At 33.9% G+C, this 14,432-nt stretch carries 10 protein-coding genes; all 10 read left to right on the top strand.

What is annotated here, in order from left to right; all coding sequences use genetic code 11:
- The first annotated feature begins 6 nt into the window (after positions 1-6).
- The 10 genes from ACW5YJ_RS12520 (at position 7) to uvrA (ending at position 14,318) form a co-directional block, all read left to right on the top strand.
- A complete protein-coding gene (locus tag ACW5YJ_RS12520) occupies positions 7-1,089 on the top strand; it encodes a DEAD/DEAH box helicase family protein (RefSeq protein WP_457338261.1) in 1,083 nt (360 codons plus the stop codon).
- Positions 1,082-1,753 carry a ComF family protein gene (locus ACW5YJ_RS12515; protein WP_457338260.1) on the top strand — a complete coding sequence of 224 codons (672 nt, stop codon included), beginning with the start codon at positions 1,082-1,084 and terminating at the stop codon, positions 1,751-1,753. The genes ACW5YJ_RS12520 and ACW5YJ_RS12515 overlap by 8 nt, the downstream gene beginning before the upstream one ends.
- Before the next feature lie 66 nt (positions 1,754-1,819).
- A complete protein-coding gene (gene hpf / locus ACW5YJ_RS12510) occupies positions 1,820-2,386 on the top strand; it encodes a ribosome hibernation-promoting factor, HPF/YfiA family (RefSeq protein WP_017722503.1) in 567 nt (188 codons plus the stop codon).
- Positions 2,387-2,672: 286 nt separating this feature from the next.
- On the top strand, positions 2,673-5,204 hold the full coding sequence (gene secA, locus ACW5YJ_RS12505) for a preprotein translocase subunit SecA (protein ID WP_107551306.1): 2,532 nt from the start codon (positions 2,673-2,675) through the stop codon (positions 5,202-5,204).
- 212 nt (positions 5,205-5,416) lie between these two features.
- A protein-coding gene (gene prfB, locus ACW5YJ_RS12500; RefSeq protein ID WP_107551305.1) for a peptide chain release factor 2 occupies positions 5,417-6,533 on the top strand; the annotation gives its coding sequence in 2 pieces (ribosomal slippage) (positions 5,417-5,488 and positions 5,490-6,533; 1,116 coding nt in all).
- Between the two features lie 472 nt (positions 6,534-7,005).
- Complete coding sequence (locus ACW5YJ_RS12495) at positions 7,006-7,956, top strand: CHAP domain-containing protein (protein ID WP_171915666.1); 951 nt, start codon at positions 7,006-7,008, stop codon at positions 7,954-7,956.
- Positions 7,957-8,296: 340 nt separating this feature from the next.
- On the top strand, positions 8,297-8,938 hold the full coding sequence (locus ACW5YJ_RS12490) for a YfbR-like 5'-deoxynucleotidase (RefSeq protein ID WP_017722499.1): 642 nt from the start codon (positions 8,297-8,299) through the stop codon (positions 8,936-8,938).
- A gap of 5 nt (positions 8,939-8,943) precedes the next feature.
- Positions 8,944-9,174, top strand: a complete 231-nt coding sequence (locus tag ACW5YJ_RS12485) for a CsbA family protein (RefSeq protein WP_017722498.1) — start codon at positions 8,944-8,946, stop codon at positions 9,172-9,174.
- A gap of 321 nt (positions 9,175-9,495) precedes the next feature.
- The gene (gene uvrB, locus ACW5YJ_RS12480) at positions 9,496-11,478 is read left to right on the top strand and encodes an excinuclease ABC subunit UvrB (RefSeq protein WP_457338259.1); all 1,983 of its coding nucleotides are present in this window, start codon (positions 9,496-9,498) and stop codon (positions 11,476-11,478) included.
- 5 nt (positions 11,479-11,483) lie between these two features.
- On the top strand, positions 11,484-14,318 hold the full coding sequence (gene uvrA, locus ACW5YJ_RS12475) for an excinuclease ABC subunit UvrA (protein WP_135092164.1): 2,835 nt from the start codon (positions 11,484-11,486) through the stop codon (positions 14,316-14,318).
- The last annotated feature ends 114 nt before the right edge of the window (positions 14,319-14,432 follow it).

Here is a 14,432-nt window from a genome sequence, read left to right as displayed (position 1 = left end):
GGAAGAATGGATAATATTCAATCTGTTTTCATCACAGCATCACATAATCAGGTTTCGTTGGGCACATATCAATTGCAATTTAATCTTTCGGAACAACAAAGCTATGCATCAAATGAAATTTTAGCAGCTACAAAGGCATTTCGCTCAAAGTTATTATATGCAGTGACAGGTGCAGGAAAGACGGAGATGATATTTGAAGCTATTCAATATGCACGTAGCCAAGGATATAATGTTGCTATTGTTTCTCCTAGAGTGGATGTAGTTATTGAGGTGAGCATGAGAATTGCAGAAGCCTTTCAACAAGAAAATATTGATGTTTTATATCAAGGACATGCACAAAAATATAATGGGCATTTCATTGTAGCAACGATACATCAGTTGTATCGCTTCAAAAAGCATTTTAATTTAATTATTGTTGATGAAGTAGATGCTTTTCCTTTAGACATAGACTCCTCTTTATTTGAAGCCGTTAAACACGCTTCAAATAAACATTGTTCCCACATTTATATGACTGCTACGCCATCGAAAAAATTACTCCAACGATTCAATTATAGCGATGTGGTTGTCTTACCTGCACGTTTTCATAGACACTCACTTCCGATACCTCATTTTAAATACTTCAACTTAAAGCCTCACAAAATACAAAGAAAACTATTAAAAATTTTAAGAAAGCAAATTACTAATCAACGCTATACGCTTGTATTTTTTAACAATATTAAATTAATGAAGGAAGCTTATAACCAATACAAAAATCTATTCAAGAGAATAACTTATGTTCACAGTGATGATGTTTATCGCTGTGAAAAAGTGAAGTCCTTAAGAGATGGAAAGTATCAAATTGTTTTTACGACAACAATCTTAGAACGTGGTTTTACGATGGCTAATTTAGACGTCATAGTCTGCAATAGCCATAATTTTTCAACCAATGCATTAATTCAAATAGCAGGGAGAGTTGGACGCAAGAGAGAAAACCCAAGTGGGCTTGTTTTGTTTTTACATGAAGGTATCACATTTAAAATGTTACAGGCACGTAAAAACATTAAGCGTATGAATCAATTGGCCCGTGAAAAAGGGTGGATAGATGACTAAATGTATACAGTGCCAAAAAACATATATTGAACCGTTTAATGCTAAGACATTTTATAAAAAAGCGTCAAAATTCTGTGATAGTTGTTTAGAACAGTGGCAAAAGGCTAAACTTTCATCAGAAAACCGGTGCCCGCGATGTTTGAAACTATTAGCAATAACTGAAACAGCTTGCTTAGACTGTAAATTTTTGATGTCAAAATTTAAACTGATGCATCAACTTTATTGTAATTACCAATATCAAGGTATGGTAAAACAATTAATACATCAATATAAATTTATGAAAGATGTGGCACTTGCTGAAGTGTTAGCAGCACAAATGCAACTGCCTAAAACCCAATATGATTATATCGTACCTATACCTTCATCGAGAGAAAAAGACCAAGCGCGTACGTTTAATCCTGTGACGTGTGTCTTAGACCAGATGGGCGCATCGTACAAATCTTTATTGATAGCAAAAGCGAGACCGAAACAATCATCATTAGGTAAATTACATCGTTTTGAGCTTACTAACCCATTTGAAGTTGTACAAAATATAGACTTGAAAAACAAAAATATATTACTTGTAGATGATATATATACTACAGGATTAACGGTTCACAATGCATCATCAATACTACTTATTAGAAAAATCAGAAAATTCGATGTGTTTACGTTTGCACGATAACATAAAAGTGGTATTATAAGAGTAAGCAATATTACCAATATAGAGGTTTTAAAGGAGTCGATTATTATGATCAGATTTGAAATTCACGGGGAGAACCTCACTATTACTGATGCGATTCGCAACTATATTGAGGAGAAAATTGGTAAACTTGAACGTTATTTTAACGATGTGCCAAATGCAACTGCACACGTTAAAGTAAAAACATACCATAACTCAGCTACTAAAATAGAAGTAACTATTCCATTGAAAAACGTTACATTACGAGCTGAAGAACGTAACGATGATTTGTATGCAGGCGTTGACCTAATTAATAGTAAACTTGAAAGACAAGTTAGAAAGTACAAAACACGTGTAAATCGTAGAAATAGAAATCGTGGTGAGCAAGAAGCATTTGCATCACTACCAGAAGAAAATGAAGCAGTAGAAATTCAAAATGACGAGTCTGAAAATGAAATCGAAATCATTCGTGCTAAAAATTTCAGCTTGAAACCTATGGATTCAGAGGAAGCAGTATTGCAAATGGATTTATTAGGGCATGATTTCTTCATTTTTACAGATCGAGAAACAGATGGAACAAGCATTGTTTATAAAAGAAAAGATGGCAAATATGGATTGATTGAAACAACTGAATAACATTTTGATTTAGTTTCATATTAGATAACAGTAGCGTTCATGATTATGTTAAATCGTGGACGCTCATTTTTTGCTATGTTACTATAAAATAATTTGAAAGTTGTACATGTATTTGTGTATATTTTTAGTGAAGAAGGTTTCAAAGACGAATTAAAAAATAACTAAAGTTTATGTTTGGTATCAGAATTAATAAATATATTGAAATCAATAAGTGTAAATTTAGGCTTATTAATGATAATATAAGTTGTTGTAAGCTAAGAGTTATTAAGCTAAAGGAGCGAACAAAATGGGTTTTTTATCAAAAATTGCAGATGGCAATAAAAAAGAAATAAAACGCCTTGGTAAATTAGCCGACAAAGTTCTTGCATTAGAAGAGGATATGTCGATATTAACTGATGAAGAAATTAAAGGGAAAACAAAAGCATTTCAAGAACAATTACAAGCTGAAGAAGATATAAAAAAACAAAATAAAATATTAGATGATATTTTACCAGAAGCTTTTGCAATCGTACGAGAAGGGGCAAAACGTGTATTCAATATGAGTCCTTATAAAGTACAAGTTATGGGCGGTATCGCAATTCATGGTGGCGATATTTCAGAAATGAGAACTGGTGAAGGTAAAACATTAACAGCAACGATGCCAGTTTATCTAAATGCTTTAACAGGACGTGGCGTACACGTTATTACGGTCAATGAATACTTATCTAGTGTTCAAAGCCAGGAAATGGCTGAGTTATACGAGTTTCTTGGCCTATCTGTTGGTTTAAATTTAAACAGTAAAACAACAAATGAAAAAAGAGAAGCTTATGCATGTGATATTACGTATTGTACAAATAATGAGCTAGGTTTTGACTACTTGCGTGATAACATGGTGAACTATGCAGAAGAGCGAGTTATGAGACCATTAAACTTTGCTATTATTGATGAAGTTGACTCTATTTTAATCGATGAAGCACGTACACCATTAATAATTTCGGGTGAAGCAGAGAAATCTACTTCCCTTTATACACAAGCAAATGTTTTTGCAAAAATGCTAAAAACTGAAGATGACTATAATTTCGATGAGAAAACAAAAGCAGTACAATTAACAGAACAAGGTATCGATAAAGCAGAACGTATGTTTAAAATTGATAACCTATATGATGTGAAGAACGTTGATATTATTAGCCATATTAATACTGCATTACGAGCTCATGTAACACTACAACGAGATGTAGACTACATGGTCAATGACGGCGAAGTGCTTATTGTCGATCAATTCACAGGTCGTACAATGCCAGGCCGTCGATTCTCTGAAGGGTTACACCAAGCTATTGAAGCCAAAGAAGGCGTTAAAATTCAAAATGAATCTAAGACAATGGCATCCATTACATTCCAAAACTATTTCAGAATGTATAATAAATTATCAGGTATGACGGGTACTGCAAAAACAGAAGAAGAAGAGTTTAGAAATATATACAACATGACTGTAACTCAAATTCCTACGAATAAACCGATACAACGTATAGATAAACCTGATTTGATATATATTAGCCAAAAAGGTAAGTTCGATGCAGTGGTTGCAGATGTAATTGAAAAACATAAGCAAGGTCAGCCTGTACTTTTAGGTACCGTTGCAGTGGAAACCAGTGAATATATTTCTAACTTGTTGAAGAAAAATGGCGTACGTCATGACGTATTAAATGCTAAAAATCACGAACGTGAGGCAGATATTGTTGCCAATGCCGGTCAACGTGGCGCTGTTACGATTGCTACGAATATGGCGGGTCGTGGTACAGATATCAAACTGGGCGAAGGCGTTGAAGAAATAGGCGGACTCGCAGTTATTGGTACGGAAAGACATGAATCTCGTCGTATCGATGACCAATTACGTGGTCGTTCTGGTCGTCAAGGAGACAAAGGTGATAGCCGCTTCTATTTATCGCTTCAAGATGAATTGATGGTACGTTTCGGCTCAGAGCGTTTACAAAATATGATGAATCGTTTAGGTATGGATGACTCTACACCAATTGAGTCTAAAATGGTTTCACGTGCAGTGGAATCTGCACAAAAACGTGTTGAGGGTAATAACTTCGATGCGCGTAAACGTGTTCTTGAATATGATGATGTATTACGTAAGCAACGTGAAATCATTTATAATGAACGTAATAATATTATCGATAGTGATACAAGTGGTGATCTAGTCAATCAAATGCTTCATTCAACATTAGAAAGAAGTGTTCACTATCATGTGAATGAAGAAGCAGACGAACCTGATTATGAACCGTTCATTAATTATGTCGATGATGTATTTTTAAATGAAGGCGACTTAAAAGTTGCAGACATTAAAGGGAAAGATAAAGAAGACATAGTTGAAATTGTTTGGAATAAAGTTGAAGTAGCGTTAAAAGATCAAAAAGAAAAGATTGGTACGCAATTTGACGAATTTGAACGTATGATTCTACTTCGTTCTATTGATACACATTGGACTGACCATATTGACACAATGGATCAACTTAGACAAGGTATACATTTACGTTCTTATGGCCAACAAAATCCGTTGCGTGATTATCAAAATGAAGGTCATCAATTGTTTGATACAATGATGGAAAACATTGAAGAGGACGTAAGTAAATATATTCTTAAATCAGTTGTTTCAGTCGAAGATGATGTAGAAAGAGATAAAGCTACAGACTTTGGTAAAGCTGAGCACGTTTCTGCAGAAGATGGTAAAGAAAAAGTTAAATCATCACCATATGTTAAAGACGAACATATTGGTAGAAATGACCCTTGCCCTTGTGGTAGCGGTAAGAAATATAAAAACTGTCACGGTGCGTAACACATGTGATTATAAATTAAACCGGGAGCATTGATAGCCGTATCATTAACTTCCGGTTTTATTTTTGTTTTATAACATTACAAGTCACATTGAGGAGATTATGGGTAAAGTTGAAATGTTAACCCTGAGTTCTGTAGAATAGTGATATTGGATAAAATAAATAAGTATGTTGTGTAAGTACTTCATTTAAATGATAATAGGAGAGATGCAAAATGGAATTATCAGAAATTAAACGAAATATTGATGCTTATAGAGAAAGATTAGAACAACTTAGGGGGTCTCTTTGACTTAGAAGAAAAAGAGACTAATATTAAAGAATTCGAAGAGATGATGACAGATCCTACTTTTTGGGATGACCAAGATAAAGCGCAAGAGATAATTGATAAGAACAATGCTTTAAAATCAATTGTGAATGCTTATAGATCACTTGAATCAACTCTGGAAGACATGGATACGACAAGAGCATTATTATTAGAAGAAAACGATGACACAATGAAGCAAGAATTGGAGCAAGAAGTTCATACGTTTGAAAGTCGGTTAGACAACTTCGAATTACAATTATTGTTAGATGGTCCATATGATGCGAACGATGCCATTATGGAGTTGCATCCAGGTGCAGGTGGTACTGAGTCACAAGATTGGACTAACATGTTATTGAGAATGTACCAGCGTTACTGTGAGCAAAAAGGCTTTAAGGTAGAAATTGCTGACTATTTACCAGGAGACGAAGCTGGAGTTAAAAGTGTAACGATAATCGTAAAAGGTCATAATGCTTATGGCTATTTGAAAGCTGAAAAGGGAGTGCACCGTCTTGTTCGAATTTCTCCATTTGATTCTTCTGGACGTAGACATACATCATTTGCATCATGTGATGTAATCCCACAATTTAATAATACCGAAATAGAAATTGAAGTTAATCAAGACGATATTACAATTGATACTTTTAGAGCATCGGGTGCAGGTGGACAACATATTAATAAAACAGAATCGGCCATTCGAATCACTCACCATCCAACTGGCATCGTTGTAAATAACCAAAATGAACGTTCTCAAATTAAAAACAGAGAAGCTGCCATGAAGACTTTGAAATCTAAGTTATATCAATTAAAAATTGAAGAACAAGAACAGGAAATGGCAGAAATTAGAGGAGAACAAAAAGACATAGGATGGGGGAGTCAAATTAGATCTTATGTATTCCACCCGTATGCCATGGTCAAAGATCATCGTACTAATGCTGAAACTGGCAAAGTCGATGCGGTAATGGATGGAGATATTAATTCATTTATAGAAGCATATTTACGTAGCCAGATGGACCATAGTGAAAAATAAGTATGAATGATACTAAAATAGATGATGTAAAATAGCAAGCTAAGTTTGATATATATGTGGGGATGAGATAGTAATCAATTTTAAAATGTTGAGCGCTATCGCATCCCTTTATTTTTGAAGTTTTACACTAAATGCAAATAATGGGTAGGTGAATTTCAACGAATAAAGAGGTGGACTATACTTTGGATAGAATATAAATACAAGGTTATATATTTTAAATGATTTTAAAATATTAATCATTGAATGTAAAATGCATTTTTTAATGTTACATAGTCTGTTATTCGCAGAATGATGATCTTTAATTAAATTTAGTTTTATCAAAGGATTGGACGTATTTTAAATGATATAAAAGAGTTCGTTAAAATTGAAAGTTGACTGTTGTATTACAGTATAATAACAAAGACAAATGTCTAAGAGTTATGTGCTATATTATTCTTGATTAAAATTAAGATAGCAAAGGATGAAATATGTAATGAAGAAAGGCTTAACATTTTCTATAACAACGGCAGCAATGTTTTTTGGTATAAATGGTATAGCATCAGCAGACCAAATCCATACAGTGAAGGAAAATGCTAAATTAACAGATATAGCTCAAGCATTTGCAACAACAACTACGGAAATTCAAAATTTAAATCAAATAAATGATAGAGAGTATGTTCAAGCAGGAGAAAGATTAGTACTTCCAGATAATGATATTGTAGAAGTAAAAGTTGGGGATTCAATTCAAAGTATCGCAGATGCATATCAACTGACAGTTGAACAACTTAATCAGTTGAACCCAAATTTAGGAGAAATGATATATCCTGGTCAACTTATCGCAGTTTCTGAAAAAGGTTCAGCACATTTAAACAATCAAATACAACAAATGTTTAACGAGCAAATCGAAGGGCAAAGCAATACCTCAAATGGTAATTACAATGAAGTAATTAATGAACAATCAACGCCAAATCGTACTACAACATCAACAAATGTGACATCTATTGCACCACAAACATGGCCAAATGTTAACGCACATGACGTAGCTGAAAACAATCAACAAATGCATGTTGATAGTAATGTGGAATCTAAAGAACACTATAGACCAGTACAACAAACTTCAAATGGCAATAACTATTACACATGGGGACAGTGTACATATTACGCTTTCGATAGACGTCAACAATTAGGAAAATCTGTTGGTAATTTATGGGGAAATGCGAATAATTGGGCTTCAGCAGCTCGTCAAAATGGCTATCAAGTAAATCACACGCCAGAAGTTGGAGCTATTTTCCAAAGTAACGCTGGCAATTATGGTCATGTAGGTATAGTGGAACGTAAAAATTCAGATGGATCAATTCTTGTGTCAGAAATGAACTGGCAAGGAGTAGGGCAAAAATCTTATAGAACAGTACACAACACAGGACAATACAATTATATTCACTAATTAATACTAGAGTTTTTAGTTTGATTTAGAACAAATATGTTGATATCTTGTTTTATAAGATAATAAGTGAAATTGTAAATTAACTATATTAATTTAATAAAATTAACGTAGAAGAAATGACTAACTAAACTGAAAGCTATGTTCATGGGAGTGGGGCGACGAAATCATTGTAGAATAATATGATTTCGCTGTTCCACTCTCTCGTTATATTAATTAAAGTAGTATGTTTATAATACAAATAAATAATTATTTTTAAGGATATTGGTAAGACATTTTATTTGTTGAGTGATATTATAAAAACAAGTATAATGATTCATTAAATAAACTAGGAGGCGATGTCATGGGAGTACATCAATATTTTAAACGCTTATCTGATTTAGAAAAATTAATTAGATTGCCAGGTAAATTTAAGTATTTCGAGCATAACGTCGCTGCCCACTCATTCAAGGTGACTAAAATTGCTCAATATTTAGGTACAGTTGAAGAGTATCATGGGAATGAAGTGGATTGGAAAAGCTTATATGAAAAGGCATTAAACCATGATTTCGCGGAAATATTCACAGGAGATATTAAAACGCCTGTAAAGTATGCTAGCGGAGAATTAAAGAAATTATTCTCACAAGTAGAAGAGGAAATGGTAGATCATTTTATAAATGAAGAGATTCCAGAACCATATCAAGATATCTATAGAGAAAGATTACAAGAAGGTAAGGACGATTCGTTAGAAGGTCAATTACTTTCAGTAGCTGATAAAATAGATTTATTATATGAAACATTTGGAGAAATTCAAAAACGTAACCCAGAACAACTATTCTTTGAAATATATGAAATGTCGTTAGAGACAATAATGCAATTTGATCACCTTAGCTCAGTTCAAGATTTTATAGAAAATATTATTCCTGAAATGTTGACGGAAAAGTTCATTCCAAAATCTGAATTACGAGAAACAACCATGGCTATTTTAAATAATAGGAACGGGTGAATTGAATGATTTGGTATGCGCTTGCGGCCTTTTTTCCTTGTATATTTGTTGTGTTATTTAGTGTATTAACGAGAAGTAAATGGGTAGGAACAATCCTGACATTAGTTATTATAGGTGCCTCTGTACAAAAAGGATTCTTCCATAGTGAATGGATTATTTTTATAGATGTAGTGTCTATGTTGGCAGGATATCTCATTATTGATCAATTAGAATTGCACAAAAAAGAAGACGATTGAAAAGTAAGTATTGAGCAACCTAATTGCTATAATTTAATAAGCGCTTTATAATTATATGACTTAAGATAATTAAGAACATGGTTATAATGCAAATTTATGCAAACATGGTAGAGTGACTATGTTTGTTTTTTATTTATATAGAACAAGATTAATTAAAACGAACAAATGTTTGCTTTTGTGTTTGTTAATCTGTTAAAATATGTAACGAGTATAAGCACCTTCGGAAAAATATTACGCCAAAAAACAATGTATATAGCCTAATAAAAAGATTTAAAATAGGTTCTAAGCGTTAGAAATGATATAGGAAGTAGGGGTTATAATATGGAACATTATCCGTTTAAACTGCATTCTGATTTTGAGCCTCAAGGCGATCAACCAGAAGCCATTAAAAAAATTGTCAATGGTGTCAATGAAGGAAAAAGACATCAAACGTTACTTGGGGCTACAGGAACCGGTAAAACTTTTACAATGAGTAACGTTATTAAACAAGTGGGTAAACCTACGTTGATTATCGCACATAATAAAACACTAGCAGGACAGTTATATAGCGAATTTAAAGAGTTTTTCCCTGAAAATAGAGTGGAATATTTTGTCAGCTATTATGATTATTATCAACCAGAAGCTTATGTGCCATCGACTGATACTTTTATAGAAAAAGATGCTTCTATTAATGATGAAATAGATCAATTACGACATTCAGCAACTAGCGCATTATTTGAAAGAGATGATGTTATTATCATAGCTAGTGTCAGCTGTATATATGGCTTGGGTAATCCAGAAGAATATCGTGATTTAGTCGTAAGTGTTCGTGTTGGCATGCAAATGGACAGAAGTGAATTACTGAAAAAATTGGTTGACGTGCAATATACAAGAAATGATATTGATTTTAGACGTGGTACGTTTCGCGTTAGAGGTGATGTAGTAGAAATCTTTCCAGCCTCAAGAGAAGAAATGTGCATAAGAGTAGAATTCTTTGGTGATGAAATAGACCGTATTCGTGAAGTTAACTACTTGACAGGAGAAGTATTAAGAGAACGAGATCATTTTGCGATATTCCCAGCCTCACACTTCGTAACGCGTGAAGAAAAAATGAAATTAGCAATCCAAAGAATTGAAAATGAATTAGAAGCACGTTTGACTGAATTACGTTCAGAAAACAAATTGCTAGAAGCACAACGTTTAGAACAACGTACAAACTATGACTTAGAGATGATGCGAGAAATGGGCTTTTGTTCAGGTATAGAAAACTATTCCGTTCATCTAACTTTACGACCAACAGGTTCAACACCTTATACGCTTCTAGATTATTTTGGTGATGATTGGTTAGTGATGATTGATGAATCACATGTTACATTACCGCAAATTAGAGGGATGTATAATGGTGATCGTGCTCGTAAACAAGTATTAGTAGATCATGGTTTCCGTTTGCCAAGCGCTTTAGATAATAGACCACTAAAATTTGAAGAATTTGAAGAAAAGACTAAACAATTAGTTTATGTATCTGCTACACCAGGTTCATTCGAATTAGAACATACAGATGAGATGGTACAACAAATTATCCGACCGACAGGTTTATTGGATCCTAAGATTGAAGTTCGACCAACTGAAAATCAAATTGATGATTTAATTGGAGAAATTCAAGACCGCATTGATCGAAATGAACGAGTACTAGTAACTACTTTAACTAAAAAAATGAGCGAAGATTTAACTACTTATTTGAAAGAAGCGGGAGTAAAAGTAAATTATTTACACTCAGAAATTAAAACACTAGAACGAATTGAGATTATTCGCGACTTGAGAATGGGCACATATGATGTCATAGTCGGAATTAATTTATTAAGAGAGGGTATTGATATACCAGAAGTATCTCTCGTAGTGATATTAGATGCAGATAAAGAAGGGTTCTTGCGTTCACAAAGATCACTTGTTCAAACGATTGGACGTGCTGCACGTAATAGTCGTGGTGAAGTTATTATGTATGGGGATAAGATTACTGATTCTATGCGTTATGCGTTGGACGAAACGGAAAGACGTCGTACAATCCAAGAAGCATATAATGAAAAATATAACATTACCCCTATGACTATTAATAAGAAAATACATGATGTGATTAGTGCTACTGTTGATAACGATGAAACTAATGATCAACAACAAACGGAAGTTCCTAAGAAAATGACGAAAAAAGAGCGCGAAAAGACAATTGCAAATATAGAAAAAGAAATGAAGAAAGCGGCGAAAGATTTAGATTTCGAAAAAGCTACAGAGCTTAGGGATATGTTATTTGAATTAAAAGCAGAAGGGTGACACAAATGAAGCAACCATCCATTGTAGTAAAAGGGGCACGTGCCCATAATTTAAAAGATGTTGATATAGAAATACCTAAAGATAAACTTATAGTTATGACTGGACTTTCAGGTTCAGGTAAATCATCTTTAGCATTTGATACAATATATGCTGAAGGACAGCGTAGATATGTGGAATCATTAAGTGCATATGCGAGACAATTTTTAGGTCAAATGGATAAGCCAGATGTAGACACGATAGAAGGCTTATCTCCAGCTATTTCAATAGATCAAAAAACAACGAGCAAAAATCCAAGATCTACTGTTGCGACTGTAACTGAAATTTACGATTATATTAGATTGCTCTATGCACGTATAGGGAAACCATTTTGCCCTAATCATGGCATTGAAATAGAGTCGCAAACAGTACAACAAATGGTTGATCAAGTCATGAAGTTAGAGGAACGTACTAAGATTCAAATCCTCGCGCCAGTAATTACACATAGAAAAGGCGCCCAAGAGAAGTTAATAGATGATATTAGTAAAAAAGGTTATGTGCGCGTAAGAGTAGATGGTGAAATAACTGATGTAAATGAAGTACCTGCATTAGATAAAAATAAAAACCACACTATCGAAGTAGTCATCGACCGTTTAGTTGTTAAAGAGGGTATTGAATCACGTTTGGCAGACTCTATCGAAACAGCATTGCAACTTTCTGAAGGTAGCCTAATTGTTGATATCATTGATGGCGAAGAATTAAAATTCTCTGAAAATCATGCTTGTCCAATTTGTGGTTTCTCAATTGGAGAGTTAGAACCACGCATGTTTAGTTTTAACAGTCCATTTGGTGCTTGCCCGACCTGTGACGGCTTAGGTCAAAAACTTACAGTTGATTTAGATTTAGTGGTTCCTGATGCTAATAAAACGTTAAATGAAGGCGCTATTGTTGCTTGGGAATCATCTAGTTCTGATTATTATCCAACATTATTAAATCGTGTTTGTGAAGTATTTAAAATAAATATGGATAAACCTTTTAAAAAGCTTACAGATCGGCAAAAAGATATCATCTTATATGGTTCAAATGGCAAAGAGATTGAATTTACATTTACACAGCGTAATGGACAAACACGCAAACGTACAATGGAGTTTGAAGGTGTAATCAATAATATAAATAGAAGATATCATGATTCTCCATCTGAATTGGTAAGAGAAATGATGAGTAAATACATGACTGAATTGCCATGTGAAACTTGTCATGGTAAACGTTTAAGTCGCGAAGCACTATCTGTTTACATTGCAGGAAAAAATATTGGCGATGTCGTTGAACAATCCATTAAAGAAGCGTTGCATAGTTATGAACATATAGAGTTATCTGAACAAGATAGAAAAATTGCTAACCAAATCTTAAAAGAAATCAATTCAAGATTAGAATTCTTATATAATGTTGGACTAGAATATTTAACATTAAATCGTGCCTCTGGTTCATTATCTGGTGGAGAGGCACAACGTATTCGCCTTGCAACCCAGATTGGTTCAAGACTTTCAGGAGTACTTTATGTCTTAGATGAGCCTTCTATTGGTTTGCATCAACGAGATAACGATCGATTAATTAATACGTTAAAAGAAATGCGTGATTTAGGTAATACCTTAATCGTTGTTGAACATGATGACGATACAATGCGAGCAGCAGACTTTTTAGTTGATGTTGGTCCAGGAGCCGGTGAACATGGTGGCGAAATCGTTGCAAGTGGTACACCGAAACAGGTAATGAATAATAAGAAATCATTAACGGGCCAATATTTAAGTGGTCAAAAACGTATTGAAGTACCAGAGTCACGTAGGCAGATTACAGATCGCAAAATTAGCGTAAAAGGTGCGAGAAGTAACAATTTGAAAGACATAGATGTTGATTTCCCACTTTCAACAATGACTGTTGTCACAGGTGTTTCTGGTTCTGGTAAAAGTACGTTAGTGAATGAAGTACTTTACAAATCATTAGCAAAACATATTAATAAATCTAAAATAAAGCCTGGTGATTACGATGAAATTCAAGGTATAGACCAATTAGATCGTATTATTGATATTGATCAATCTCCAATTGGTCGAACACCAAGATCTAATCCAGCTACGTATACAGGGGTTTTTGATAATATACGAGACATCTTTGCGCAGACCAATGAAGCGAAAGTTAGAGGTTATACGAAAGGTCGTTTCAGTTTCAACGTTAAAGGCGGCCGTTGTGAAGCGTGTAAGGGTGACGGAATTATAAAAATAGAGATGCATTTCTTACCTGATGTGTATGTACCTTGTGAAGTTTGTGGTGGTACTAGATATAACCGCGAAACATTAGAAGTGACCTATAAAGGAAAAAATATTGCTGATATATTAGCGATGACGGCTGAAGAAGCTACGACGTTCTTTGAAAACGTACCTAAAATTCATCGTAAATTGAAAACGCTAGTAGATGTTGGTTTAGGTTATGTAACTTTAGGTCAGCCTGCTACTACTTTATCCGGTGGCGAAGCGCAACGTGTAAAACTTGCTTCAGAATTGCATAAACGATCTACAGGTCGATCAATTTATATATTGGATGAGCCTACTACTGGTTTACATGTTGACGATATTAGTCGTTTGTTAAAAGTGTTAAATACACTTGTAGAAAACGGTGACACTGTAGTTATTATCGAACATAATCTAGATGTGATTAAAATGGCCGACCATATCATAGACTTAGGACCTGAAGGCGGCGATGGTGGTGGCACACTTGTTGCTACTGGTACGCCTGAAGCAATTACAGAAGTTGAAGAAAGTTATACAGGTCGATATTTAAAGCCGGTATTAGCACGCGATACAGTTAAATAAAAATCACGATTCACCATAGACTAACGAACTTTATTAAACAATATAAAAATAGACTCCCTATAAATAACACAATGTTACTTATAAGGAGTCTTTCTTTTTGTTTTACTTTAAAAA

The organism is Staphylococcus sp. mip270_02, assembly GCF_054031535.1.
This window is presented reverse-complemented; position numbering and strand designations above follow the sequence as displayed.

Bases quoted from the DNA above. Each gene is read 5' to 3' on its own strand.
- ACW5YJ_RS12490 (WP_017722499.1), top strand. From the start codon at position 8,297: ATGGGAGTACATCAATATTTTAAACGCTTATCTGATTTAGAAAAATTA.
- secA (WP_107551306.1), top strand. From the start codon at position 2,673: ATGGGTTTTTTATCAAAAATTGCAGATGGCAATAAAAAAGAAATAAAA.
- ACW5YJ_RS12520 (WP_457338261.1), top strand. From the start codon at position 7: ATGGATAATATTCAATCTGTTTTCATCACAGCATCACATAATCAGGTT.
- hpf (WP_017722503.1), top strand. From the start codon at position 1,820: ATGATCAGATTTGAAATTCACGGGGAGAACCTCACTATTACTGATGCG.
- ACW5YJ_RS12515 (WP_457338260.1), top strand. From the start codon at position 1,082: ATGACTAAATGTATACAGTGCCAAAAAACATATATTGAACCGTTTAAT.
- uvrB (WP_457338259.1), top strand. From the start codon at position 9,496: ATGGAACATTATCCGTTTAAACTGCATTCTGATTTTGAGCCTCAAGGC.
- ACW5YJ_RS12485 (WP_017722498.1), top strand. From the start codon at position 8,944: ATGATTTGGTATGCGCTTGCGGCCTTTTTTCCTTGTATATTTGTTGTG.
- ACW5YJ_RS12495 (WP_171915666.1), top strand. From the start codon at position 7,006: ATGAAGAAAGGCTTAACATTTTCTATAACAACGGCAGCAATGTTTTTT.
- uvrA (WP_135092164.1), top strand. From the start codon at position 11,484: ATGAAGCAACCATCCATTGTAGTAAAAGGGGCACGTGCCCATAATTTA.